Origin of the sequence: Haloterrigena salifodinae (assembly GCF_003977755.1) — an archaeon.
GTDB classification, from domain to species: Archaea; Halobacteriota; Halobacteria; order Halobacteriales; family Natrialbaceae; genus Haloterrigena; species Haloterrigena salifodinae.
On sequence record NZ_RQWN01000003.1, the window covers coordinates 363,371 to 387,518 of the forward strand.

General features: G+C 67.4%; 22 protein-coding genes. 7 read left to right on the plus strand and 15 right to left on the minus strand.

Annotation, left to right across the window (positions count from 1 at the left end; all coding sequences use genetic code 11):
* Positions 1-74: 74 nt before the first annotated feature.
* Complete coding sequence (locus EH209_RS16330; protein ID WP_164722066.1) at positions 75-866, plus strand: PAS domain-containing protein; 792 nt, start codon at positions 75-77, stop codon at positions 864-866.
* 257 nt (positions 867-1,123) lie between these two features.
* Positions 1,124-1,936, plus strand: a complete 813-nt coding sequence (locus EH209_RS16335) for a DUF7537 family lipoprotein (protein ID WP_249038817.1) — start codon at positions 1,124-1,126, stop codon at positions 1,934-1,936.
* A gap of 76 nt (positions 1,937-2,012) precedes the next feature.
* Here EH209_RS16335 and EH209_RS16340 read toward each other — a convergent pair whose 3' ends face one another.
* From EH209_RS16340 to EH209_RS16350, 3 genes are all read right to left on the minus strand, one after another.
* Positions 2,013-3,302, minus strand: a complete 1,290-nt coding sequence (locus EH209_RS16340; RefSeq protein ID WP_126663924.1) for an adenosylhomocysteinase — start codon at positions 3,300-3,302, stop codon at positions 2,013-2,015.
* A 295-nt stretch (positions 3,303-3,597) separates the two neighbouring features.
* A complete protein-coding gene (locus tag EH209_RS16345; protein WP_126663925.1) occupies positions 3,598-4,569 on the minus strand; it encodes a hypothetical protein in 972 nt (323 codons plus the stop codon).
* Positions 4,570-4,728: 159 nt separating this feature from the next.
* Complete coding sequence (locus tag EH209_RS16350) at positions 4,729-6,027, minus strand: amidohydrolase (RefSeq protein ID WP_126663926.1); 1,299 nt, start codon at positions 6,025-6,027, stop codon at positions 4,729-4,731.
* A gap of 128 nt (positions 6,028-6,155) precedes the next feature.
* Here EH209_RS16350 and EH209_RS16355 point away from each other — a divergent pair, with 128 nt between their 5' ends.
* Positions 6,156-7,145 carry a stage II sporulation protein M gene (locus tag EH209_RS16355; RefSeq protein ID WP_126663927.1) on the plus strand — a complete coding sequence of 330 codons (990 nt, stop codon included), beginning with the start codon at positions 6,156-6,158 and terminating at the stop codon, positions 7,143-7,145.
* Positions 7,146-7,474: 329 nt separating this feature from the next.
* On the opposite strand, the gene EH209_RS16360 is transcribed toward EH209_RS16355, so the two are convergent.
* Both EH209_RS16360 and EH209_RS16365 read right to left on the minus strand, forming a co-directional pair.
* The gene (locus EH209_RS16360; RefSeq protein ID WP_126663928.1) at positions 7,475-10,072 is read right to left on the minus strand and encodes a heavy metal translocating P-type ATPase; all 2,598 of its coding nucleotides are present in this window, start codon (positions 10,070-10,072) and stop codon (positions 7,475-7,477) included.
* Positions 10,073-10,156: 84 nt separating this feature from the next.
* On the minus strand, positions 10,157-10,747 hold the full coding sequence (locus tag EH209_RS16365; protein WP_126663929.1) for an AsnC family transcriptional regulator: 591 nt from the start codon (positions 10,745-10,747) through the stop codon (positions 10,157-10,159).
* Positions 10,748-10,873: 126 nt separating this feature from the next.
* On the opposite strand from EH209_RS16365, the gene EH209_RS16370 reads away from it, so the two are divergent.
* A complete protein-coding gene (locus tag EH209_RS16370; RefSeq protein WP_126663930.1) occupies positions 10,874-11,071 on the plus strand; it encodes a CopZ family metallochaperone in 198 nt (65 codons plus the stop codon).
* Between the two features lie 46 nt (positions 11,072-11,117).
* Here the strand turns inward: EH209_RS16370 and EH209_RS16375 are convergent, their stop codons facing one another.
* Positions 11,118-12,014, minus strand: coding sequence for an ABC transporter permease subunit (locus EH209_RS16375; protein WP_126663931.1), 897 nt, complete (start codon positions 12,012-12,014; stop codon positions 11,118-11,120).
* Positions 12,011-12,967 (minus strand): ABC transporter ATP-binding protein, encoded by a 957-nt coding sequence (locus EH209_RS16380; RefSeq protein WP_126663932.1) that lies wholly within the window; start codon positions 12,965-12,967, stop codon positions 12,011-12,013. Before EH209_RS16380 ends, EH209_RS16375 begins: the two co-directional genes overlap by 4 nt.
* A 170-nt stretch (positions 12,968-13,137) precedes the next feature.
* On the opposite strand from EH209_RS16380, the gene EH209_RS16385 reads away from it, so the two are divergent.
* Positions 13,138-13,770: a helix-turn-helix domain-containing protein gene (locus EH209_RS16385; RefSeq protein WP_126663933.1), complete on the plus strand. Its 633-nt coding sequence runs from the start codon at positions 13,138-13,140 to the stop codon at positions 13,768-13,770.
* 40 nt (positions 13,771-13,810) lie between these two features.
* On the opposite strand, the gene merB is transcribed toward EH209_RS16385, so the two are convergent.
* A complete protein-coding gene (merB, locus tag EH209_RS16390) occupies positions 13,811-14,446 on the minus strand; it encodes an organomercurial lyase (RefSeq protein ID WP_126663934.1) in 636 nt (211 codons plus the stop codon).
* A gap of 109 nt (positions 14,447-14,555) precedes the next feature.
* Positions 14,556-16,823 (minus strand): copper-translocating P-type ATPase, encoded by a 2,268-nt coding sequence (locus tag EH209_RS16395; RefSeq protein WP_211338375.1) that lies wholly within the window; start codon positions 16,821-16,823, stop codon positions 14,556-14,558.
* Between the two features lie 134 nt (positions 16,824-16,957).
* Here EH209_RS16395 and hisG point away from each other — a divergent pair, with 134 nt between their 5' ends.
* Positions 16,958-17,836 carry an ATP phosphoribosyltransferase gene (gene hisG / locus EH209_RS16400; protein WP_126663935.1) on the plus strand — a complete coding sequence of 293 codons (879 nt, stop codon included), beginning with the start codon at positions 16,958-16,960 and terminating at the stop codon, positions 17,834-17,836.
* A 57-nt stretch (positions 17,837-17,893) separates the two neighbouring features.
* Here hisG and EH209_RS16405 read toward each other — a convergent pair whose 3' ends face one another.
* Together EH209_RS16405 and EH209_RS16410 are read right to left on the minus strand one after the other, a co-directional pair.
* Entirely contained in the window at positions 17,894-18,349 is a 456-nt protein-coding gene (locus EH209_RS16405; RefSeq protein ID WP_126663936.1) for a DUF7344 domain-containing protein, read from the minus strand.
* A 427-nt stretch (positions 18,350-18,776) separates the two neighbouring features.
* On the minus strand, positions 18,777-19,337 hold the full coding sequence (locus EH209_RS16410) for a TATA-box-binding protein (protein WP_005554970.1): 561 nt from the start codon (positions 19,335-19,337) through the stop codon (positions 18,777-18,779).
* Between the two features lie 229 nt (positions 19,338-19,566).
* Here EH209_RS16410 and EH209_RS16415 point away from each other — a divergent pair, with 229 nt between their 5' ends.
* Positions 19,567-20,682, plus strand: a complete 1,116-nt coding sequence (locus tag EH209_RS16415) for a methyltransferase domain-containing protein (RefSeq protein ID WP_126663937.1) — start codon at positions 19,567-19,569, stop codon at positions 20,680-20,682.
* Positions 20,683-20,755: 73 nt separating this feature from the next.
* Here the strand turns inward: EH209_RS16415 and EH209_RS24175 are convergent, their stop codons facing one another.
* The 4 genes from EH209_RS24175 to EH209_RS16430 all read right to left on the minus strand — a co-directional run bounded on the left by EH209_RS24175 (position 20,756) and on the right by EH209_RS16430 (position 23,798).
* A complete protein-coding gene (locus tag EH209_RS24175) occupies positions 20,756-20,902 on the minus strand; it encodes a hypothetical protein (protein ID WP_164722067.1) in 147 nt (48 codons plus the stop codon).
* Positions 20,903-20,941: 39 nt separating this feature from the next.
* The gene (locus EH209_RS16420) at positions 20,942-21,145 is read right to left on the minus strand and encodes a DUF7576 family protein (RefSeq protein ID WP_126663938.1); all 204 of its coding nucleotides are present in this window, start codon (positions 21,143-21,145) and stop codon (positions 20,942-20,944) included.
* 31 nt (positions 21,146-21,176) lie between these two features.
* On the minus strand, positions 21,177-21,485 hold the full coding sequence (locus EH209_RS16425) for a HalOD1 output domain-containing protein (protein ID WP_126663939.1): 309 nt from the start codon (positions 21,483-21,485) through the stop codon (positions 21,177-21,179).
* 153 nt (positions 21,486-21,638) lie between these two features.
* Entirely contained in the window at positions 21,639-23,798 is a 2,160-nt protein-coding gene (locus tag EH209_RS16430) for a bacterio-opsin activator domain-containing protein (protein WP_126663940.1), read from the minus strand.
* Between the last annotated feature and the right edge of the window lie 350 nt (positions 23,799-24,148).

The following is a 24,148-nucleotide window of genomic DNA, read 5'->3' on the forward strand; positions in this document are numbered from 1 at the left end:
GGTCGAACAACGACGAGGCCAATCGACCCCTCCGGCACCGAGCCCAGCGGCGCGAATCGATCGGGAGGACGCCGATGACGCCGGCAACGGTCGCGCCCGTCCTCGACGGCCCGTCGCCGATCGCCGGGGAGCTCACGGCCCTCGCCGTCGGCGATCGACGGCACACCGAGCGAGTCGAAGCCGCCGTCGACGACGACGATCAGATCACGGTTCGGACCGCACCGTCGGTCGCGGACGCCCTCCCGGAACTCGACGACGTCGACTGTTTTGTCGGCTCTTACCCGCCGGAAAACGGCACCGGACTCATCGAGCGGGTCACCGAAGGGGCGATCGACCTCCCGATCGTCCTGCTCGTCGACGAGGGAGCGACGGTCGAGGATGGGGTGCGCTCTCACGACTGGCTCGACTGGGTGGACCGCGCCGCGGCGATCGAGGACGGCGAGCGGCTGCGCCGTCGGATTCGGTCGCTCGTCGAGCGGCGGCGACTCGCCGGACTCACTCGGCGCTCGCTGGCCGGTATCGAACTCGCCGGGGACGCGATCGCCATCGTCGCGCCCGACGGCACCGTCCAGTTCGCGAACCGTGGATTCGCGATGCAGTTCGGCTACAGTCGGGACGACCTCGCCGGACGTTCGTGGCGGACGCTGTTTACCGACGACAGCGTCGATCGCCTCGAGACGGCCGCGGTGCCGACGGTCGCGGACGGCTGGCGTTGGACCGGAAGCTGTACCGGCCGTCGAAACTCGGGGGTGACGTTTCCGGTTCGGGTTCGCCTGGGCGGTCCCGAGGACGGTGGGCTGGTATTCGTCGTCGAACCCGTCGATACGGACGCCGAACGGGACGCCGATGCGGGCGACTCGAGCTAGGTCGGTTTCCCGCTGTTCTATCTACGACGCTGCCTTCTCCGTCTCAGTAGCGGCGAGAGCGTTACCAGTGTGACCATCCGCGTCTCTGATAGCTGTCAGAAAAGGCGTGCCGAGTACAGAGCGCGTATCTTGCAATCGGTTCGGGACTGGTTCTCTCGAGAGTCACGACACCGGGTTCGGTGGCATCGCCCTGTGGCCGAGAGGTGGAATTCCCCGGCAGTGTTAAATGTGGGATGATTGAATAGTATCCTATGCGTATGTCTCCGCTCTCAGCGATCGCCGTCGTTGCCCTCCTGGTCTTCGCGGGATGTACTGGGCTTCCAGGTGCAGACGAGAACTCGTCGCCTGACGCGTCCCCCGACGTGTCCCCTGACGAGTTCCCGAACGCGTCGGCCATCGACCAGTCGGTGTTCGATAGCCACGCAACCGTGATGGCGAACACGAGTTTCACGCTCTCGACCGAGAAAAACCGAACGGATCGCGTGCTCCACCCTTCGGAGAAGGACGTCAGGCACATGAACGACACGAGCCGGTTTCTCGCCGAGCCCAGCAATTCGCAGTACCTTCTAGACACCACCGGTTACTTTTCGGGGAACGGGAGCACCTACTCGAACGGAAGTGCGGAGTACGTGCTGTTCGAGGACGACCGCACGACGGTGCGGAAACTCTCCCCCGCATCGGTGTTCAACGAATCGAGCGACCGGTACCTCTGGCGAGGGTTGTTCAGCAACGACAGCATGCGCCAGCTCGATCACGCTGCGATTGACGCCACCTACGAGCGCGAAGGCGTCGAGACGTTCCAGGGCGTTCCGGTGATGCGGTACGAGGCCACGGGCGTCGACGCGCTGTCCGACTCGTGGGCGGGAGGCGAGAACGCGAGTTCGTGGTACGAGGAGTTCTCAGCGACACTCCTGCTCGACGAAGACGGCGTCATCCGCCACTACGAGTACGAATTCGTCTGGGCCGAATCCACGACCCAGAGGATTACGCAGTCGTACACGCTGTCCGACGTGGGGAACACCGACGTCGAGAAACCGGACTGGGCGGAAGACGCGACGGCGGGGTCGTAACGGCTCGAGCGGGTCGAATCGAGCGTTGTAACGGACCCTCCAAAACGGCTCCCGAGACCGCGGTATCGACTCCGGCTTACGTCCCGTGGTCCCAGGAGTCCATGTACTCGCGCTGGGTGTCGGTCAGCGAGTCGTGGTCGACGCCCTCGGCCTCGAGTTTGATCTCGGCGATCTCCTTGTCGAGTTCGTCGGGCACGTCGTGGACGCCCGCGTCGTACTGGTCGCCGTTCTCGAGCATCTCTCGCACGCAGACGGCCTGGACGCCGAAGCTCTGGTCCATCACTTCGACGGGGTGGCCCAGCGAGACGGGCGCGGCGAGGTTGACGAGTCGTCCCTCGGCGATGACGTTCAGTTTGCGGCCGTCCTCGAGTTCGTAGCCCTCGACGCCGTCGCGGGCCTCGTAGCGGTCGACCGCGAGGTCGTCCAGTGCCTCGAGGTCGATCTCGATGTCGAAGTGGCCCGCGTTCGCGAGCAGGACGCCGTCTTGCATCTTCTCGAAGTGCTCCTCGACGATGACGTCACGGTTGCCCGTCGTCGTCAGGAAGACGTCGCCGACCTCGGCGGCCTCGGCCATCGGCATGACCTCGTAGCCCTCCATGTGGGCCTCGAGGGCGCGCCGGGGCTCGACCTCGGTGACGATGACGTTCGCGTTCTGACCCGATGCCTTCTGTGCGACGCCCTTGCCGCAGTAGCCGTAGCCCGCGACGACGACGTTCTTGCCGGCCCACGAGAGGTTCGTGGTCATGGCGATGGAGGCCAGCGAGGACTCGCCGGTGCCGTGGACGTTGTCGAACAGCCGCTTCATCGGCGTGTCGTTGACCGCGAAGACGGGGTACTCGAGCGCGCCGTCGGCGTCCATCGCGCGCAGGCGGTGGACGCCCGTGGTCGTCTCCTCGGCGCCGCCGACGATGCCGTCGATCAGCTCGGGGTAGTCCTCGTGGATCGCGGCGACGAGGTCCATCCCGTCGTCGACCGTGATCGTCGGCTCGTGGGCGATGACGGCCTCGATGGCGGCGTAGTACTCCTCGTCGTCGACGCCGCGTTTCGCGTAGCTGGTGATGTTCTCGTGGGTATCCAGCGCGGCGGAGACGTCGTCGTGGGTCGAGAGGGGGTTACAGCCGGTGACGGCCACCTCGGCGCCGCCCTCCGCGAGCGTCTCGACGAGCATCGCCGTCTTCGCTTCGACGTGCATCGCCATCCCGATGCGCTCGCCCTCGAAGGGCTGGTTGGCGACGAACTCCTCGCGAACGGACTCGAGGATGGGCATGTGCTGTGCGGCCCAGTCCATCTTTCGACGACCCTCCTCGCGCGCAGACTCGAGGTCGTCGAGTTGCTCGCTGATCGGCGGATACGCAGTGTCGGTCATACGTCGACTGAGTGGAAGGGGCGCCAAAACGCTACCGAAGCGATGTCGGGCGCGGAACGGCTGTCCGAAGCGAAACGATCGGTCGACGAGCGACTCTCCGGCCGGGAACTGTCGCTCGATCAGTATCGATTTCGGTCGAAAAAGTCGTTCGAACGGCAACTACAGGGTGTCGGTCGATGATCGAAAGCGCCCGAACCGCCTCGAGCGCGCTCGATCGGAGCGGACGGCGACGACGGGGTTCGTGCCTCTGACGATCCGAACGCCGCACCGTCGACCGCCGTCTGTCGATCGGTCGTTAGTTGCCCGGGCCGGCGTGTTCCGGCGGACCGCCGCCGTTCCCGTCGTCTTCACCGTCATCTTTGTCACCGTCGTCGTCTTCATCGTCCTTGTCCGGCGAACCGGCGTGTTCCGGCGGACCCTGACGCTTCTCGTCGTCGTCGTCGACGTCGTTACCGTCGTCATCGCTCGGCGGGCCGGCGTGGTCCGGCGGGCCCGCGTGATCGGGCGCGTTACCCGGGTTGTGCTCGACGACGAAGCCGGCCAGCCTGACGCCGAACGGTTCGTCGCTCTCGTTGTCGGAGGCGTTCTCCTCCATGAACTGTCCGACGAGCGCGCCGAAGTTGCCCGGGAGGCCGTCGTTGGTCTCCTCGGCCGGCGAGAGCGTCGCCGTCGTCTCGAGGCTTTCGTTCCCGACCGTCGCCGAGAACGCGACTTCGACGCTCTCGTTGCCCTCCGGCGCCGAGAGCGTCAGGGTACCGTTCTCGTCGGTCGCGTGCGTGCCGCTGTCCGCGTAGCTGGCGTTCTCGTCGACCGTCGAGACGGCGACGTCCGTCGCGACGCCCTCGCCGTTCTCGGTGACCGTGACGGAGACGTCGGCGCCGTCCTGCGCGACGTCGATCCCGGTGCTACCCGATTCTGCGGGGGCCTCGAGGGTCGCCGTCGTTTCGGCCGTCTCGTTGCCGAGCGTCGCGGTGACGGTCACCGTCACGTTTTCCTCGGGCGTCGGGAGGACGACCGTGCCGTCGTCGGCCACGTCGTACTCGTCCGCGCCCACGTAGGACGCGTTCTCGTCGACCGTCGCTACGTCGACGGTCGCGTTCGCGGTCGATTCGTTCGCGTCTACCGTTACGATCACGTCATCCGCCTGCGAGACGGACACCGAGAGGTCGTCGTGGTCAGTCGTCGCGGCTGCCGCACCCATCGGTGCGAGGGCCGTACAGACCATGACGGCAGCCAGTGCCGCCGCAAGCAGTCGATATCCGTTCATCCCGGTCGAGACATTCAGGAGTTCATGAATAAACCCCCGCGGCGGTTCGGGACGTTTCTTTCGCACCGAAACGTATCAAGAGACGGTTTTAACGTTTATAACTAGTTCTGAACGTTCAGATTTCGGGCGGACGGCGCCGCTAGCCGACCGCGAACCCCCTCACTCCTCGGCCGCGGTGACCAGCATCTCGGCGGCCTCGGTCGCTCGCGCTCGAACCGCGTCCTCCTCGAGCGTCAGCACCTCGCGGTCGCGCATGAGGACCTGCCCGTCACAAACGGTGTGGCGGACGTCTGCTGCCGCGGCGGCGTAGGCGAGGTGGCTCACGAGGTCGTGGCGGGGCGTCAGGTGGGGCTCTTCGAGGTCGATCACCGCGAGGTCGGCGGGGGCGCCTTCCTCGAGGCGACCGGTGTCGAGGCCGATCGCCTCGGCGCTGCCCCGGGTCATCATCTCGACGACCGCCTCCGCAGGGACGGCGCTGGCGTCGTCGGCCGCGAGTTTGCCGATCATGGCCGCGTCGCGGGCCTCGTCTAACATCGAGAGGTCGTTGTTCGAGGCCGCGCCGTCGGTGCCGAGGCCGACGGTGACGCCGGCCTCATGCATGCGCTGGACGGGGGCCATCCCGCTGGCGAGTTTCATGTTCGAGGCCGGGCAGTGGATCACGCTCGTCCCCGCCTCGGCGAGCAGGCCGATCTCGCTCTCGTCGACATGGACGCCGTGGGCGACGAAGTCGCCGTCCTCGAGCATTCCCTTTTCCGCGGCGTAGGCCAGCGGCCGCACGCCCTCCTCCTCGACGATCGGGACGACCTCGTCCTCGGTCTCGTTGGCGTGGTAGTGGATCGGGACGCCCAGATCGCGGGCCTGCGGGACGAACTCCTCCAAGTACTCCCCGTCGACGGTCGTCAGCGAGTGAGGCATGAACGCCGACGCGATGCGCCCGTCAGCCATCCCGTCGATCTCCGCCGCGACCTCGAGGCCCTCGCGGGCGTCCTCGCGGGCCGCGTCCGCGTCCTTGGCAACGGAGATCACGCCGTGGCCGAGGCGTGCGCGCAGCCCCGCGTCGGCGACCGCCTCGGCGATCGTCGGAACGAAGAAGTACATGTCCGCAAACGCGGTCGTCCCCGACTTGATCATCTCGAGGACGCCGAGTTCGGTCCCCGCGCGGACGGTGTCGGCGGTCAGTTCGGCCTCGACGGGCCAGATGTCCTCCCGCAGCCAGGCGTCCAGCGGCTTGTCGTCGGCGTACCCGCGCAACAGGCTCATCGCGACGTGACAGTGGCCGTTGACGAATCCCGGCGTGACCAGGGAGTCCGCCGCGTCGAGGGTCTCGTCAGCGTCGGCGGCGAGGTCGTCGCCGACCTCGAGAATCTCGCCCGCTTCCTGATCGATCAGTACGTCCGCACGGGTCACCGTGATGTCGGGCAGCAAGACCTGCCCGCCGGTGATGGCCAGCGTCGTCATGGCTCGGCGTTTCGCGCGGAGGGGCCTTATACTGTCGACCCGGAACCGGGCCGCATCCGCGACGGGTCGGGTCCGCCGACCCCGCCGACGGCCCGGAGATTTATCCGTTATTTCGATGAACCGCCACCATGAGCGGGAGCGACGACGACCGAACGGGGAGGTCCGAAGCGACGGCCGGCCGCGACGAGCGGCCGCCGTCCGACCGCCGCGACGACTCGCGGACCGACCGGCCGACGGTCGACCTGCAGGACGATCGGGAGCGAAGCGTCTCGAGTCCGGAGCCGGACCGCGGCGGCTCGGAGCCGCCGGCCGCTCCCGGCACCCGGCGAAACCGGGTCTGGGCCGCGCTCCTGCTCTCGCTCGCGGTCGTCGCCGTCGGCACTGCGGGGACGATCCTCGTCGTCCACGACGCGCCGACGGCGGCCGCCGGAGCCGCCGTGCTCGGCGTCGGACTGGGCGCGGCCGGTCTCGTCGGCCGGACGATCGCACCGTCGCTTCTCTCCGCCCTCGAGACCGGGTGGGAAGAACACCGGCCGTACGTCTGGTTCTCGGCGGCACTGTTCGCCGTCGGGATCGCGCTCGGCGTCGCGCTGTACGCCGCCGGCGTCGACCTGACCGAGCTGCTGCTCGAGATGCTCACGGAGGATCTCGGCGAGGGCGAACTGCCCGGCGGCGGCGTCGATCCCGTCGGCGAGGTCGCCTTCGATCCCACGGCGTCGTTTTTTATCGCGAACAACACGCCGCCGTTCCTGTTCGCGATCGGTGGCGCACTCACGCTGGGGATCGCGACGCTGCTCATCATGGTCTTCAACGGAGTGCTCATCGGCAACGTCGCGGTTGTCCTCGGCGCCGAGACCAGTCCAGCGGTGATCGTCGCCCTGATCGGCCCGCACGGGCTCTTCGAACTCCCGTCGCTGTTCATCGCCGCCGGCGTCGGCTTCCGGTTCGTCCACCGGGTCGGCCAGCGGATCGCTGGCTCCCGCGACGCGCTGTTCACCAAAGCCTACCTCGCGCGGACGACCGCGCTGGTCGTCTTCGGCTGGCTGCTGCTCGTCCTCGCCGCGTTCGTCGAGGCCTACGTGACGCTACTCCTCGCCGACGTGCTCGTCCCGCTGTGAGAGCAGAACTCGACACCCGGCGTTCGACGCTTCGAACTAACTTTGCTGTGCGGTGGCGCGCGCTGTCGGCTGGTCGAGTGATACCGAGACCAGCCGAAACTATCGTGCGAGGGATGAGCGAACGCTCGAAGAGCGTGAGCGTTAGCGCGGAACCACCGGTTCCGCGAACCATCCGAGCGGGCGCGAAGCGCCCGCGAGGAGAAATCGGCTGGGGTGGGTGTGAAATTCCCCGTTGCCACGGTATGCAGAACGCTCACCGTTGCTCGACGGTTCGTCACCGAATCAGGTGAAGTCCGCCAGAAGGTAGAATCCGCAGATACCGCACGCGACTAGCGTCGCAGCCGACCGAGCAGTTCGTAGTCGCGGTCCGGCGTGTACCGCCGGAACAGCAGGCTGTTCGAGAGCACGGACACCGACGACAGCGCCATCGCGCCGGCCGCGAGCACCGGCTGGAGCAGCCCGAGCGAGGCCAGCGGGATCATCGCGGTGTTGTAGCCCAGCGCCCAGACGAGGTTCTGCTTGATCTTCGCCAGCGTGGCCTCGGAGATGCGGATCGCCTTCACCACGTCGAGCGGATCGTCGCGCATCAGGGTCACGTCCGCGGCCTCGATGGCCACGTCGGTCCCCGAGCCGATGGCGGTGCCAACGTGGGCGACCGCCAGCGCGGGCGCGTCGTTGACGCCGTCGCCGACCATCATCGCCTTGCGGCCCGCCGACTGGATGTCCTCGAGGGCGTCGGCCTTGTCCTCGGGCAACACGCCGGCGCGGACGTCGTCGGGGTCGATCCCGACCCGCTCGGCGACTGCGCGGGCCGTCCGCTCGTTGTCGCCGGTGATCAACATGACGTCCAGCCCGCGCTCGCGCAGGTCGGCGACCGCGTCGGCCGAGCTCTCCTTGACCGTGTCGGCGTCGGCCACCACGCCCGCGACCGCGCCGTCGACCGCGACCAGCATCGCGGTCTTGCCCTCGCGCTCGAGGCGCTCCATCTCGTCGGCGGCGGGTGCGGGATCGACGGCCTCGCTCTCGAGCAGCTGCCGGTTGCCGACCAGCACCTCGCGGCCCTCGACGGTCGCCCGGACGCCCTGTCCGGGGACGTTTTCGAAGGCGTCGGGGGCGGAGAGCTCGAGGCCGCGCTCCTCGGCGCCCTCGACGATGGCCTGGGCGAGCGGGTGTTCGCTGTTGCGCTCGGCGCTGGCGGCCAGTCGGAGCACCTCGCTCTCGTCGAGCCGCGCTCGAGCGGCCACCGCGCCGCCGTCCGCTGCCGTCTCACCGCCGTCCGTCGCGGCCGTCTCGTCCTTGAGGGCAACCACGTCGGTCAGCGTCATCTCGCCGGTCGTCAGGGTCCCGGTCTTGTCGAAGACGACGGTGTCGACGTCCTTCGCGCGCTCGAGCACGTCGCCGCCCTTGAACAGGACGCCGTTTTGCGCGCCCAGCGTCGAGCCGACCATCGTCGCCGCGGGCGTCGCCAGCCCGAGTGCGCAGGGACAGGCGATCAGCACCGCGGAGGCGAAGACGACGACGGCGAACTCGAACGTCGAGAGCGCGGCCGGGCCGCCGCCGACCAGCCCCAGCACCGGCACCGCGCCGACGAGACCGGCCAGCGCCTCGGGGAAGAGGAACCAGACCAGCCCCCAGAAGGTCGCGTTGAGGATGACCGCGGGGACGAAGTACGCCGAGATGCGGTCCGCGAGGTTCTGGATCTCGGGCTGACGGGACTGGGCCTCCTTGACGGTCTGGACGATCCCCTGTAGGGCCGTGTCCTCGCCGACCTTGGTCGCCTCGACGACCAGTACACCGTTCTCGTTGATCGTCGAGCCGATCACCTCGTCGCCCGACCCCTTCTCGACGGGGACGGACTCGCCGGTCACCATCGACTCGTCGACCGCGGATTGGCCGTCAACGACGACGCCGTCCGTCGGAATCTTCTCGCCCGGGCGGACCTTCATCCGGTCGCCGACCGCGACGTCCTCGAGGGGAACCTCCCGTTCGGATCCATCATCGTCGACCAGCGTGGCCGTCTCGGCCTCCATCTCGAGGAGTTTCCGCAGGGCGTCGCCGGCCTGGCCCTTCGAGCGGGCCTCGAGGTAGTTGCCCAGCGTGATGAACACGAGGATCATCGCGGCGGTGTCGAAGTAGAGATTGCCCGCCAGCAGGCCCAGCAGGACGACGAGGCTGTAGACGTACGCCGTCGAGGAGCCCAGCGCGATCAGCACGTCCATGTTGGCGGTCCGATTCCTCGCGAGCGCGGTGTAGGAGTTCTCGAGGAACTCGCGGCCCAGCAGGACGTAAACGGGCGTCGCGAGCAGGAATTCGACCCACCCGAAGGAAACGCCGAAGACCGTCTCAGGGACATACGCACCCCCGAGCAGGAACTTATCGGCGAGGAAAAGCAGGAACGGGGCCGACAGCACGGCGCCGAAGATCGTCAGCCGGCGCTGCTTGCGGATCTCGGCCTGTCGCGCCGCGTCGCGACGGTCCTGGTCCGACTCGTCACTCCCGTCCGCATCGTCGCGAACGGGCGTGTAGCCGGCGTCCTCGATCGCCGCGTAGAGATCTCCGAGCGAGGCGTCGGCGGGATTGTACGCGACGGACGCCTCGTCGGTCGCGTAGTTGACCTCCGCCTCAATAACGCCAGGGACGGACTCGAGCGCCGACTCGTTGGTCTCGGCGCAGTTCGCACAGGACATGTCCGTGATCCCGATCGACCGACTCGCGCGGTCGGCCTCGTAGCCGGCCTCGTCGATCGACGTGTAAATCTCGGCGAGCGATACGGCGTCGGGGTCGTACTCGACGGTGCCCTCGTCGGTGGCGAAGTTGATGTTCGCCTCGCTTACGCCGTCGAGGGATTCCAGGGCATCGCTGATCGTCTGCGAACAGTTCGCACAGCTCATGCCCCGGATATCCAGGTGTGCGGTCCGGGTGCTCATTACTAGCTACTACGCGGTGGTGACTTACCCCCTTTATTGGTTCGAACGCAAAGTTTCGGACCGCAGTTTCTTTCGAGTCGAAACTCAGACGCCTTCCTCGAGCCGATCATATCGGCCTTCGAACCGGCTCGAACAGGACGGACAACAGAAGTGGTACACCTCCCCGTCGATTCGTGTCGATTCCCCCTCGCTGTCGACGGTGTTCCCACACTCCGCGCAGGTGAGCGCGAACTGCGTCCCCTCGAGCGAGGGCGTCCACTCGGCGTCGTCCAGCAGCGTCACGTCGTACTCGCAGTCCGCGGCGTCGGGGAGCAGTCCCTCGAGCCACTCGCGGACGCGCCTGACCTGCGCACGGGCGTAGAACCAGATCTCGCCGTCGGCGGTGACGAACACGTGCTCGACGGCGTCGGCCTCGGCGGCCGCCATCCGGCAGTCCTCGACCGCACCCGGTGGAGTGGTCACTTGCACGAACACCGGAACGCCCGCCCGGAGCTGGGATTGGTCCACGTCGAGGGTGAACCGGTTGATGATCCCGGCTTCCTCAAGGCGCTGGACGCGGTCCGAAACCGCGGGCCCGGAGAGGTCGACTTCGTCGGCGATCTCGCTGAACGGCCGCCGGGCGTTCTCGCCCAGCAGCCGCAGGATTTCCATGTCGGTTTCGTCGAGGTCGCGCATACGCTCCGTTCAGTCCGGCCGCCAAAGAGAGTAGCGACGGTGACTTAGGAATCCGAACTCAGGTTCGCTGACGCGCTAGCATCGAAAGCAGTAACACACAAAGAGCGGGCGTTCCTATACTCTTCTATGAGTCAAACGATCACCGTCGAAGGGATGTCCTGCGAACACTGCGAACAGACCGTCGAAGACGCGCTCGAGGGCGTCTCGGGCGTCGAATCGGTAGATGTAGACCGCGAGGCGGAACGAGCCACCGTCGACGGGGACGCGGACCCGCAGGAACTGGTTCGCGCGGTCGACGAGGCCGGCTACGACGCGAGCGCGTAGTCCCGATCAGCGCCCGCGCCCCGATTTTCCGCGCGGTCCGTTCGGCTCACCCGAGATCCGCGTCTTCGAACAGCCGGTAGCCCGCGAGGACGGGAACGAGCCCCCACGCGAGCAACACGACTACGGAAAACCAGTCCGCGAGATAGAACGGCACCTCGCCCGCGAGCCGGTTCGAGAGCTCGAGCGTCTCAGCGGGCGCGTTCGCGGGAACGTCCTCCAGCGGGAACTCGGGGACCGCGTCCACCCGCTCGTCGAGAACCGCGCCGGCGACGACTCGGTAAGCCTCGAGTGGATTGAGTCGCTTCAGGAGGAAGTACCACGACTCGGCCTGAACCCCCGGTAGCGAGCCGGTGACCGCGTAGTAGATCCCGACGACGACCGGTTTCCAGAAGAACACCATGCCCACGAACGAGCCGATGGTGAGCGTCCGCGCCCGTCCCCGGGTCGACGCGGCGGCCGAGCCGCCGACCGCGAGGGCCGTGAACGTCAGCCCGAGCAGGACGCCGGCCGCCACGAACCCGGCGAACGTCCCCGCGTCGGGGACGCCGTACAGGGCCACGACGAGGACACTGGCCGCGGCGAACCCGATCGTCAGCGCGGTGCCGGTGACCAGCAGCCGGCCGGCGAGTTTGCCGGCGACCACCTCGCCCCGCGAGAACGGATAGCTCAGCAACACCCGCAGGCTGCCGGAGCGGCGTTCGCCGACCACGGCCATGTAGCCGACCGCCAGCGCGATGCCCGGGACGAACAGCTGGGCGAGCATCGCGACGCCCGACAGCGCCATTGCGGTGTCGACGGTCACGGGCTCCGGGAAGAGCTGTTCGGCCGAGAGCAGCGACATCCCCAGAAAGGCGACGAAGACGGCGGTGAGTCCCCAGAGCAGCCGCGAGCGGACGGCGTCCTCGAAGTCCTTGCGGGCGACGTCCCGCCAGGAGACCGTCATGGGACCACCTCCTCGACGAGAACGGGATCCCCCGGCTCCGCGTCACCGACGTCGCCGTCCGTCGTGTACGCCGTAAACACGTCCTCGAGCGACGCGTCGTCGGAATCGACGTCGAGGATCTCGACGCCGGCGATCGTCAGCCGGGTCACGACTCGCGCTTTCGCGCGCGGATCCGAGCAGGCGACCCGGAGGAGACCGTCTTCCGACCGAACCGACTCGACGCCGTCGATCGCGGCGATATCGACGCCGGGATCCTCGGTCACGCGCAGGCGGAGCTCCGAGCCGGCGCCGACGGTCGTCCGCAGCCCCTCGACGGTGTCGACGGCGACTATCTCGCCGTCCGCCAGGATGCCGACGCGGTCGCAGACCGCCTCGACCTGGCCAAGGATGTGACTCGAGAAGAACACCGTCGTCCCGCGCTCGGCCTCCTCGCGAACCAGGTCCCGCATCCGGCGAATCCCGTGGGGGTCGAGCCCCGAGGAGGGCTCGTCCAGCACGAGCAGGTCGGGATCGCCGACCAGCGCCATCCCCAGTGCGAGCCGCTGTTGCATGCCTTTGGAGTAGTCGCCGACCGACCGCGCCGCGGCGCGGCCGTCCAGTCCGACGCGGTCCAGTATCGTGTCGGGATCGTCGGCCGCGTCCGTCCACTCGATCGCGAACTCGAGGTGACGGCGACCGGTCAGGCGATCGTAGAGGCCGATCCCGTCCGGCAGCACGCCGACGCGCTCGCGGAGCGCCTCCGACTCTTCGCGGACGTCCATTCCGAGCACCGTCGCGGTTCCGTCGGTCGGGCGGACGTAGTCCAACAGCATGTCGATGGTCGTCGACTTCCCGGCGCCGTTCGGCCCGAGGAAGCCGAACACCTCGCCCGTTTCGACACGCAGGTCGAGCCCGTCGACGGCGACGACGTCGCCGAAGCGTTTGGTCAGGTTGGTGGTTCGGATCGCGGTCATCACTCCGTCGTACCGGCCCGGACCGCATGGGCCGTGCTCCGAGTATACTGGGACGGTTTATACGGGCTCGAGCGAGCGTTGCGAATCGGACGACAATCGCCGAAACGGGTCCGGGTCGGAGTAGTGATCGGTGGACAACGCTTTACCCAATTACCGTGGTAGCATCAAACATGAGGGAAGCTCACGTGTCATTGTCCAATCCGGCATTCGACCGGATGGGCATCGCGGAGCTCGTCTCGCTCAGTCGCGAGGCGGGGGTTCTGGGATTCGAGGAACTCGCGTGCCACGGGACCGGCGCCGTCGTCCAGGTCGCGGTCGAGACGCCGATCGACGAGGACCGACTGTCCGATCTGGAGTGCGTCGACTGGTGGGAACGGATCGCCGACTCGGGCGGCGATCACCGCTATCTGATCGCGTTTACCGCGCCGGAACTTCCCGAGGGGCTCGCCGAGCGGGCGGACGAGTTGATCGGGACCTGCGAACCGAACGTGACCGATCGGGGGGCCACCCTGTCGCTGGTCGGCTCGCAGGAGACGATCGCCGCGACCGTCGACGAGTACGAGACCGCGGGGATTTCGCCGGAGCTGCGGAAGTTCGGGACCTACGACGGTCGCGACCACCCGCTGGCCGAGCTGACCGACCGCCAGCGCGAAGCGGTCCGGACCGCCTACGAGATGGGGTACTACGAGGTACCCCGGACGGTCACGAGCGAAGACGTCGCCGCCGAACTCGAGGTCGATTCGTCGACGGTCGCCGAACTGCTCCAGCGAGCCGAGCGGAACCTGTTGGGACGGCACCTGTAACGGCGGGCGGCGAACCCGGCGTCGGTCGATCCGTGCCCCGTCAGGCCAGGAGCGCGGCCGCCAGTTCGGTGGCGCCCTCGAGGGGCATCGCGACGGTCGCGGCCGGGACGGCGTCAGCCCACCGATCGTATGACTCGCGCTCCGGAAACGCCCTGACGTACGGACAGACCGCGGCGTAGACATCCGCGTGCGACGGGTCGCCGTCCGACGGCGGCGAGACGGTTTCGTCGACGCCGAACGAAACCGCGGTCGTTTCGGGGACGACCGTCAGATCGGTGGCACCCGTGGCGCGCGCTTCGATTACCGTCCCGGCCGGACTCTCGGTCCGAATCGCGACCGGTCGATCCACGAGCGCCGACAGTACCACCGCGTCGTAGAAACACCGGAAGTAGTACCGTTTGCTGCCGATCTCGCCCCAGTGGGCCGTCTCCTCGTCGGCGTGACACAGATCGTCGACCGCGATCGATCCATTGGTTCGACGGCGGACTTCGGCGACCCACTCGTCCAGGGTCTCGATCGGTTCCTCACCGAGGAGCCGTCCCAGTCCCGCCTGAACGTCACTCGGCAGCGGGGTCTCGAGCCGCTGCGAACCGCCGAGCCACCGACCGGAGGCCGACTCGGGGTCGTCCGATCGCCCTTCACACGAACTGGCGCAGGTACAGAGATCGTCCGTCATACTGCCGTCTACAGCCGTCCGAAGCTATCAGCGTGACTCCCAACGTGCTGGGTCCGTTTATACCGTCCGCGAGAGACGCCGCCGAAATCGAAACGGCCCGATCGCTCGGTCAGTCCGCCGGCCGGGGCTCCCGGGGCGCGGAAACGCCGGGAAGATTCGGCACCGAGAGATCAGTCCGCCGGAGGAACTGCGCGTTGATCGCGACGATCACCGTACTCAGCGACATGAGCAGCGCTCCGACGGCCGGCGAGAGCAGAATTCCGATCGGCGCGAGGATCCCCGCCGCCAGCGGGAGCGCGAAGACGTTGTAGCCCGCGGCCCAGACGAGGTTCTGTTGCATCTTCCGGTAGCTCGCCCGACTCAGCTTGACGAGCCGAACCACGTCCATCGGGTTGTTCTGGACGAGGATGATGTCCGCCGACTGGACGGCGACGTCCGTCCCACTCCCGATCGCGATCCCGATGTCGGCTCTGGTGAGCGCCGGCGCGTCGTTGACCCCGTCGCCGACCATCGCGACGGATTTGCCCTGCTCCTGGAGCGCCGTGATCTTCTCGTCCTTGTCCTCCGGCAACACCTCGGCGAAGACCGTGTCGATGCCGAGGTCGTCCGCGACGGCGCGAGCCACGTCTTCGGAGTCCCCGGTCATCATCGCCACCTCGAGTCCCAACTCGTGGAGCGCGTCGACGACGCGGTAGCTCTGCTCGCGGACGACGTCGGCGAGCGCGAAGGCGGCGACCGGTTTCCCTTTACGAACTAAATAGACGACCGTCTGTGCATTCCCGCCGGCTCTGTCGGCAAATCGCTCGAGCGCCGGCGGAACGTCGCCCTCGAGTTCCGAGAGAAGGTTCGGCCCGCCGACGTAGATCCGCTCCCCGTCGACCGTCGCGCGGACGCCCCTGCCTTTCAGCGCCTCGAAGTCGGCGGCGGTCCGCCTCGAGACGTTGCGGTCGTCGGCCGCCTCGCGGATCGCCTGGGCGATCATGTGTTCCGAGTCGCCCTCCACGGTGGCCGCCAGCGCGAGCGCCTCCGCCTCGGAAACGCCGTCGACGGTCGCGATATCGACCACGCCCTGTTCGCCCTCGGTGAGCGTTCCGGTCTTGTCGAAGACGACGGTATCGAGGGTTCGGGCCTGTTCCATCGCGATGCGGTCCCGGACGAGCATCCCGTTGCGCGCGGCCAGCGAGGTGTTGATCGCGACCACCAGCGGGATCGCCAGCCCGAGCGCGTGCGGGCAGGCGATGACGAGGACGGTGACGACCCGCTCGATCACCGCCGAGTCGAAGCCGGTCGCGACCGTCCACGCGACGGCCGTCACGAGGGCCGCACCGAGGGCGACGTAGAACAGCCAGCCGGCGGCGCGGTCGGCCAGCGCCTGCGTTTTCGATTTGCTCGACTGGGCCTCCTCGACCAGCCGCATGATACCGGCCAGCGTCGTCTCCTCGCCCGTCGCGCTGATGCGCACGCGGAGGCTGCCGTCGCCGTTGATCGTCCCGCCGATAACCTCGTCACCGGGTTCCTTCTCGACGGGCATCGACTCGCCGGTGATCATCGACTCGTTGACGTCCGACTCGCCCGTCTCGACGACGCCGTCGGCGGGGACGCTCGCGCCCGGCCGGACGAGTACCGGGTCGCCTTCCTCGAGTTCGTTCGCCGGAATCTCTTCGGTATCACCGTCATCCGTAATCCGCTCGGCCGTGTCGGGCATCAGCTTCGCCAGTTCGTCCAGCGCGCTCGAGGCCCGCCGGACGCTGCGCATCTCGATCCAGTGACCCAGTAGCATGATGTCGATCAGCGTCACCAGCTCCCAGAAGAAGGCCGACTCGGTGGGGACGACGACGCTCGCGAGGCTGTAGACGAACGCGACGGTGATCGCCATCGAGATGAGCGTCATCATCCCCGGCGCGCGCTCGCGCAGTTCCGGGACGGCCATCCGAAGGAAGGGGACGCCGCCGTAGGCGAAGACGATCACCGCGAAGACGGGGCTGATCCACTCGCTGCCGGGGAACGCCGGCACCGAGAAGGCGAGCCACTCCTGGAGCATCTCGCTGTAGAGCAGGACGGGGATCGAGAGCAGCGTCGAGACGAAGAATCGGCGCCGGAACATCGTCTCGTGGCCGGCGTGCATCCCGCCGCCGTGGTCGCTGTGGTCGCCACCGGAATGCATCCCGCCACCGTGATCCTCGCCGTGGCCACCGCGCTCGTGGCCGACGTGACCCCCGCGTTCCTGCCGATCGCGGATCTCGGCTCGCCCCCGCTCGGCGTCGTCGGCCTCGTCCTCGAGCAGCGACCGTTCGGTCCGGTCGGCCCGCTCGCCGTCGTCTCGAGCGGTATCGGACGGCTCCGGACCGTCCCCGGCTCGGTGATCGTGATCGTCCATCGGTCGGTTCGGTCGGACGGTATGCGGTCGGTCACCAAGGAAGTGGGGCTGGCGACTCCCGGGCGCGGCGCCGAGAGACCGACCGTTCGCCCGGATGAAAAGACAATTCCCCGCCGGCGACCAACGGGGAGCATATGCGAATCGCCGTTCCCAACAAGGGCCGCCTGCACGAGCCGACGATCGATCTCCTAGAGCGGGCGGGGCTCCACCTCGAGAACGGTGCCGACCGAAAACTGTACGCCGACACCGTCGACCCGGACGTCTCTGTCCTCTTCGCCCGCGCGGCTGACATCCCGGAGTACGTCGCCGACGGCGCGGCCGACCTCGGCATTACGGGGTACGATCAGGTACAGGAAGCGCGCGTCGACAACGTCTCCGAACTCCTGAATCTGGAGTTCGGGCGCTGTCGACTCGTCCTCGCGGCGCCCGAGGACGGGGACATCGACGGCGTCGACGACCTCGAGGGCGGCATCGTCGCCACCGAGTTCCCGAACATCACGGAAGACTTCTTCGCCGAGACCGGCGTCGAGCCCGACATCGTCGAGGTCTCCGGCGCGACGGAGCTAACTCCCCACGTCGAGATGGCCGACGCCATCGTCGACATCACGAGCACGGGGACGACGCTGAAGATGAACCGGCTCGCGGTGGTCGAGGAGGTGCTCTCGAGTTCCGTCCGGCTGTTCGGTCGCGAGGACGTCCTCGACGACCCGAAGGTCGAGGAGGTACGGACGGCGCTCTCGTCGGTCAAGCAGGCAGAGGGCAAGCGTTACCTGATGATGAACGCGCCGCGGGACCGACTGGACGAGGTCCGGGACGTCATCCCCGGGATGGGCGGGCCGACGGTGATGGACATCGCCGGCGAAGGCGGGGAGGCGCAAGCGCCGGCTGACGACGAGATGGTAGCCGTCCACGCGGTCGTCGACGAACAGCAGGTCTTCGAGACGATCACCGAGGTCAAGAACGCCGGCGCGAGCGACATTCTGGTGACCGAAATCGAGCGGTTAGTCGAGTAATCGCGGCCGCACGGTGCCCGGTTCACGCGAAGCGACCGCGGATCCGAATCCTCCGAGCTACGGCCCCGACGACAGCCCCGCAGTGTCCGGGCCGCCGAGGGCCTCGAGGTCGAGAACCGATTCGAACGCCGAGAGCCGCGCCCCGGGAGCGACGCAGCCACATCCCTCGTCGTAGTCGAGCACGCGGTAGTTCTCGAGCAGCGGCAGGTGGGTCCGGCACAGCGAGACGTGGACGCGCTGGCGCAGATCCAGCAGCGAAGTGACGGCCGTCGAGTCGTGTTCGGCGTCGGCGATCCGAGCGACCAGCGCCGGCAGCTCGAGGGAGTCGTCCGCGTCGAGCAGGCAGCGCAGCAGTTCGCGGCGGCGATCGCTGTCCAGCACGCGGCGGACGGCAGCCTGCGGGATGGAGTCGTCGATCGCGACCGCAGTCCCGTCCGCGCGGTCGTCGCCGTCGTCCGCGCGTCGACGGCTGGCAGGTGACCCGGTCGTCGGCTGGTCTGTATGGATCGTCATCGATACTGGACACTCAGCGCTGGCGAGTGGATAAACCGGGTCGGTCGTTGGGGTACCTGAGACCGAATTCAGCCTACTATGGATCGTTCAACGGAGTTCGAACGATCGAAATCCGGCAGAAGAGTAGTGAATCGACGCCGAAACGGTTTCCGGGCTGGTGATCGACGAACGCCGCAAAATCGATTCAACGACCGACCGAAAGCGACCACTAATATAAACGAAGAGAACGGTTCGCGACCGCGATGGCGTCTGTCCGTGGCGATTCGAACCCAGTCGGTGGCGGTGTCGCGAGCGCGGCGCAGTGCGTTCGAGAATCAGAGTCGATTCTCGAGCCCAGCAGCGGTGCGACACACCGCTGTGGACGCCGCGAAAACCACAACGGCACGCCGTTACCCGCGAGCCGGCGAGCGGGCGAAAACGGGTGGCGTTACTCGAGCAGGCCGAGGTCCTCGAGGCGGGAGACGATCTTGTCGACCGCGTGTTCGGCGTCCTTGGGCTTCTTGCCGCCGGTGATGACGAGCTTCCCGGAGCCGAACAGCAGCGCGACGACTTCGGGCTCGTCGAGGCGGTAGACGAGACCGGGGAACTGCTCGGGCTCGTACTCGATGTTCTCGAGGCCAAGCCCGATCGCGATGGCGTTCAGGTTGAGGTTCCGACCGAGGTCGGCGCTGGTGACGATGTTCTGGACGACGATCTCGGGGTCCTCGTTGACCTGAATCTGGAGTTCGCGGAGTTTGTCGAAGACGATGCGCAGGCTCTCGTGGACGTCGTCGGTGCTCTTGGCACCGGTACAGACGATCTTGCCCGAACGGAAGATCAGCGCGGCGGACTTGGGGTTCTGAGTGCGGTAGACGAGGCCGGGGAACTGCTCCGGATCGTAGTCGGCACCCTCGAGGTCCATCGCGACGCTCTGAAGGTCGAGTTCCTGCCCGATACCGGTCGACGCCACCACGTTTTCGATATTGATGGTGTCCTTGGGATCCGTCATAAGTCGCTTAAAAAGACGTATTTAAGGTTTATAAAGCTTAGTACCGCCACCTGATATATCCGGTATATTCGACGGCACCGGAAGATCCTTATACGGCAATTTACCCGGTGTCAATGGCTCGCAAGCGGGTTTAAGTCGGGATGAATGTACAGTCGATCGGCGGTCGGAACGCCGCGGCGACGACCGCGAAGCGGTAGGCTCATGGCTGCCGCCGCGGTGAGCTACGGGCGTGTACCTGCTCGAGCTCGGCGGCGAGGACGACGCGTTCGCGGCCCGCGAAGCGACCAGCGCCGCGACCGGCGTCCGGCGGATCGCCCCCGGTCTGGCCGTCGCGAACGCCGTCAACCCCGAGCGCGTCCGCGGACTGGCCTACACGCACCGTGCGAGCGACCTGCTCGGGCGCACCGACGCCGACCTCGAGACCGCGCGCGCCCTCCTCGAGACCGCGCCGATCGACCGCGAGGGGAGCGTCGCGGTGCGCGCGACTGACGTCCACGGCTCGACGGGCGTCAGCACGGCGCGCGCGGAGCGCGAACTCGGGAGCGTGCTGGTAGATCGGGGCTTTACCGTGGACCTCGACGACCCCGATCACGTGCTGCGCGCGGCGTTTTCCGAGGGACCGCTCGAGGGCGGCGGGGAACTCGAGGCCGACGCCGAGACCGGCGACCTGTTCGCCGACGCGGGCGCGGAGGCGGACTCGCTAGAGGAACGCGTCTCGGTCTGCGCGCTCGGCTGGCTCGCGGCCGAGAGCGTCCGCGACTTCGGAGACCGCGCGCCGACGGACAAACCCTTCTTCCAGCCCGGCAGCATGGACCCGCTACTGGCTCGGGCGGCGGCAAACATCGCCGGCGCAGGTCCCGGCGCGACGATCCTCGATCCGATGTGCGGCACCGGCGGCGGCCTCGTCGAGGCCGGCCTCGTCGGCGCCGATATCGTGGGGACGGACGCACAGGAAAAGATGGTCCGCGGCGCGCGGGAGAACCTCGAGCACTTCCTCGAGCCCGACGAGCCATCGCCGACCGGTGTCGACCGCGGGGAGTGGACCGTCGCCCGCGGGGACGCGACGCGACTTCCGCTGGCCGACGACAGCGTCGACGGCGTCGTCTTCGACGCGCCCTACGGCCGCCAGTCGAAGATCGAGACCCACCGTCTCGAGGACCTGGTCGCGGGCGCGCTCGCTGAAGCGCGGCGGGTCGCCCCGCGGGCCGTGATGATCGCGGACCGGTCGTGGACGAGCGAGGCCCGGGCCGCGGGATGGGAACTCGAGGCCGCGTTCGAACGCCGCGTCCACCGCTCGCTGACGCGGTACGTGCTCGTCCTCGAGCGGCGGGAGCCGTCGACGTAGCGGCGAGTCTCCGGGACGCGAACGCGATCGCGATCGTCTCGGACCGCGGCGACGAGCGCCGGAGGGACGGGGACTACTGCTCGACGTCGCAGGTGATCGTCGACGAGATCCACGCGCGGTCGTTTCGCGGATCGGTGATGACGCCGACGACGTCGCCGTCGGCCGTGTGTTCGCTGTACTCGTCGCGAATTCGATCGTCCTCGGTTTCAGTGTCTGTCATCGGAGTGCGGCGGCGTTACCCGCGGTCATCGGTGTTCGGTCACGAGTCGTCGGTACCCTCGCGAGGCGGACGCCACTCGTCGCGACACGTGTCGCTACAGAACCGGGCGATACGGTACGTGTCATCCGAATCCGTCCACCCGACCGTCGGGTGCCAGTTGCCCCGATCGAGGCTCGTTCCGCAGTTCTCACAGCGGGCGGGAGTGTCGGATGCGGCGGCGGCCGACGGATCGTCGTCATCCATCGAACCCGCCGTGGCTGGCGTTACGCATCGCTCAGTTCGCGCTGGCACGCGCCGAGGCGGTTCGGTCGTCGGCCGTCTCCGCGCCCGGACTGACGATGACGGCGCCGTCGCGGATGCTGACGGTGCACCCCGCGATCACGAAGGAGACGTGCGTTCCCGCCGGCGGACGATCACCGTTGCGTGGCTGGAAGATATCGTTGAGGGCGTCGGGATCGATCACCGAGTACAGCGGCGGCAGTTCGTCGACCGGCGTCTCCGTCGCGTCCGCGACCGCCAGCGCGACCGTGGTACACACCTCGTCGGCCCGAGAGAGTTGTCGGGTCGTCTCTGTTGCGCTCATCTGTTATCTACTCGGTAAAACGGAACGTTCGGGGAAAGCCGTACTAGCTCAACTGAGAGGTGCGCGCTTGAACGAGTACTATCAGTTGAGATGGCCGTGCCAGATCGCCGCGACCGGGACCCGATCGGCGCGCTCAGGTGACGGGGTCGCCGGTCAGTCCGTGTAGAGCAGCATCAACAGCTTGCGCAAGGCCGCGCGGAGGTGGTGGTTGAACGTCGGTTGCGTGATGTCGAGCGTCGCCGCCACGTCCCGCCCGCTGCTCGCGCGCGGCGATTCGAAGTAGCCGCTGAAGAAGGCCGTGCGCAGGACTTCCGCCTGCCGATCCGTCAGTCGATCCGTCAGCGTCGTCTGGAACGCCTGTCGCGTCTGTACCGATCGCTCGTCCTCTCGACTCGCCACCAGCGACGACTCCGGGTACGTCGACCGAAAGCGCTCCGCGAACCCCCTAACGTCCGCGTCGCTGGAGAGTTCGACCGTCAGCTGACCCGTTCCGTCGTTCGCGATCAGCGTCTGTACCGTCACTCCCCGCTCGAGACAGAACGAGATGACGTTCGATTCTCGCAGCGTGCACTCAAACACGCACTCGTCCTCCCGCTCCGCGACGAGCGTGAACTCCTCGATAGCGAGCGCTCGCTCGGCGAACGCCGCCACCTCGTCGACCGACGCGCCGTCGGTCGAGAAGAACACGCGGAGCCGATCGTCCATCCGCGGAACGACGCTCTCGACGGAGCACTCGCAACCGATCTCCGCGGTCAGGGCGAGAAAAACGATATCCGTGTCGCGGATCTCGAACTTGAGTTCGACGACACGGTCGCTGATCAGCGCCTTCTTGCTTTCGGCCGCGTTGATGGCGTGAGCGATCGTCTCACCGAGTTCGGTCAGCACGGCCTGCACTTGCTCGGTGAAGATCCCCGGGCGGTCCGCGTAGATCGTGAGGACGCCGTACAGCGTCTCCGCGTACACGAGGGGGATGCTGGCGATGGACCGATAGCCGCGTTTCATCGCCTCCTCGCGCCGCGACGCGGACGACAGCTCCCGGACCACATCCCCGACGACCCGGAGTTCACGCGTCCGCACCGCGGCCCCGATCGGACCGCCCTCGTCCGACTCCCCGTCGGTCGTGAGCGGGACGCTGTCGAGGTACCCGTCCTCGACGCCCGATCGAGCGTGCGGCGTCACCGTCCGCTCGAGTTCGTCGTGGACGCCGATCCAGGCGAATCGAAACGAGTCGGCGGCCGCCAATCGATCGCAGACGGCCTGCTCGATTTCGGTCCGCGTCGTCGCGTGGACGACGCTCTGGACGACGTCGCGGATCATGGCGTTGATCTGATTGAGTTGCTCGAGGGACTCGGTCTGCCTCTCGAGTTCGGCCTCCCGCTCCTGCAGCCGCTGCTCGCGACTGAGCCGCTCGAGCGCCGCCTCCGTGTTCGTCGCCAGGATCGACGCGTAGTTGACGGCGGTAGACGGGATCGTCGATTCGGTCGCCGAACCGACGAGGAACACGCCGTGGGTCCCGAGCGGGAACGCGAGCCGGCTCCGCAGCGGGGAGTCGGCGTCCGGGAGGGACGCGTCGGGATCGTCGGCCGCGGCGACGTCGGCCCGTTTCGTGGCGAAGACGCGCTCGACGACCGCCGCACAGGGCGTCGACAAGTGGGATGAGACGCCGGTCGCACCCGACGATTCCGCGGCGAGCAGCACTTCCTCCGCTCGATCGGTGGCGGCTCGAGGCCGCAACTCGCCGCGGTCGTCGTAGAGACAGACCACGGCGACGGGGAACTCGAGGGACTCCGCCGCCGCGGTGACCGCTCGGTCCGCGATATCGTCGAAGGCGGTCATCGACATCAGCTCCCGCGAGACCGTCGACAACGCGGTCAACTGCGTTTCGCGCTGGTGCCGCTCGAGCGCGTGGCGAAGCGATCGGGTCAGCAGTGCGCTGGTGATCTCGTCTTTGACGAGATACGCCTGCGCGCCCTGCTGGACGGCGCGGACGCCGACCCGCTCGTCGGAGAGGCCCGTCAGTACCACGATCGGGACGGTCGCCGAGTGCTCGAGGACGCTCGTGAGCGTATCCAGGCCCGAACTGTCCGGAAGCCCTAGATCGAGCAACACGATATCGATCGACGACGATAACCGGTCGAGTCCCGCCTCGAGGCAATCGGCGCGGCGGAGAGTCACCTCCCGGGTTTCCCGACCGACGTCCGCCTCGCCGACCGACGATAGCGGAACGGTCGTCTCCCGGAGCATCTCTTCGATCAGGCGGGCATCGCCCGGATTGTCCTCGACGAGGAGGATACGGAAATCGTCGTCTGCCATCATGTAGCCATAACGTTATTTATCAGATAGATATGTACATGCACCAATTGTTTCACAAAACACATTTTTATTCTAACTATTTTACTTCTAATCTTCTCGCTGGTGAATACAGGATGATGGCGCGAAGATAAATAAATCCACAGGGGATTACAACCGATTAGTTAGCTTTCGATGGCTCCACCGGAGGCGGTTGTCATATTGATGTTACTTTATTCAATCCGTCACTGGCAACTTAGTGTATCCTAACAAACAAAACGTGTGGTTCGCTCGCTCGACTTCGCCCTCCCGTTCGAGTCGCTTACGGCGCCGCCCACTCCCGTGATCGTTTCGCGCGTTATAGCACCGTGAGC

Bases quoted from the DNA above. Each gene is read 5' to 3' on its own strand.
- hisG (WP_126663935.1), top strand. From the start codon at position 16,958: ATGCGAATCGCCGTTCCCAACAAGGGCCGCCTGCACGAGCCGACGATC.
- EH209_RS16380 (WP_126663932.1), bottom strand. From the start codon at position 12,967: ATGACCGCGATCCGAACCACCAACCTGACCAAACGCTTCGGCGACGTC.
- EH209_RS16370 (WP_126663930.1), top strand. From the start codon at position 10,874: ATGAGTCAAACGATCACCGTCGAAGGGATGTCCTGCGAACACTGCGAA.
- EH209_RS16335 (WP_249038817.1), top strand. From the start codon at position 1,124: ATGTCTCCGCTCTCAGCGATCGCCGTCGTTGCCCTCCTGGTCTTCGCG.
- EH209_RS16410 (WP_005554970.1), bottom strand. From the start codon at position 19,337: ATGACGGATCCCAAGGACACCATCAATATCGAAAACGTGGTGGCGTCG.
- EH209_RS16430 (WP_126663940.1), bottom strand. From the start codon at position 23,798: ATGGCAGACGACGATTTCCGTATCCTCCTCGTCGAGGACAATCCGGGC.
- EH209_RS16360 (WP_126663928.1), bottom strand. From the start codon at position 10,072: ATGAGCACCCGGACCGCACACCTGGATATCCGGGGCATGAGCTGTGCG.
- EH209_RS16405 (WP_126663936.1), bottom strand. From the start codon at position 18,349: ATGACGATCCATACAGACCAGCCGACGACCGGGTCACCTGCCAGCCGT.
- merB (WP_126663934.1), bottom strand. From the start codon at position 14,446: ATGACGGACGATCTCTGTACCTGCGCCAGTTCGTGTGAAGGGCGATCG.
- EH209_RS16355 (WP_126663927.1), top strand. From the start codon at position 6,156: ATGAGCGGGAGCGACGACGACCGAACGGGGAGGTCCGAAGCGACGGCC.
- EH209_RS16345 (WP_126663925.1), bottom strand. From the start codon at position 4,569: ATGAACGGATATCGACTGCTTGCGGCGGCACTGGCTGCCGTCATGGTC.
- EH209_RS24175 (WP_164722067.1), bottom strand. From the start codon at position 20,902: ATGACAGACACTGAAACCGAGGACGATCGAATTCGCGACGAGTACAGC.
- EH209_RS16365 (WP_126663929.1), bottom strand. From the start codon at position 10,747: ATGCGCGACCTCGACGAAACCGACATGGAAATCCTGCGGCTGCTGGGC.
- EH209_RS16395 (WP_211338375.1), bottom strand. From the start codon at position 16,823: ATGGACGATCACGATCACCGAGCCGGGGACGGTCCGGAGCCGTCCGAT.
- EH209_RS16375 (WP_126663931.1), bottom strand. From the start codon at position 12,014: ATGACGGTCTCCTGGCGGGACGTCGCCCGCAAGGACTTCGAGGACGCC.
- EH209_RS16350 (WP_126663926.1), bottom strand. From the start codon at position 6,027: ATGACGACGCTGGCCATCACCGGCGGGCAGGTCTTGCTGCCCGACATC.
- EH209_RS16385 (WP_126663933.1), top strand. From the start codon at position 13,138: ATGAGGGAAGCTCACGTGTCATTGTCCAATCCGGCATTCGACCGGATG.
- EH209_RS16420 (WP_126663938.1), bottom strand. From the start codon at position 21,145: ATGGATGACGACGATCCGTCGGCCGCCGCCGCATCCGACACTCCCGCC.
- EH209_RS16340 (WP_126663924.1), bottom strand. From the start codon at position 3,302: ATGACCGACACTGCGTATCCGCCGATCAGCGAGCAACTCGACGACCTC.
- EH209_RS16425 (WP_126663939.1), bottom strand. From the start codon at position 21,485: ATGAGCGCAACAGAGACGACCCGACAACTCTCTCGGGCCGACGAGGTG.
- EH209_RS16330 (WP_164722066.1), top strand. From the start codon at position 75: ATGACGCCGGCAACGGTCGCGCCCGTCCTCGACGGCCCGTCGCCGATC.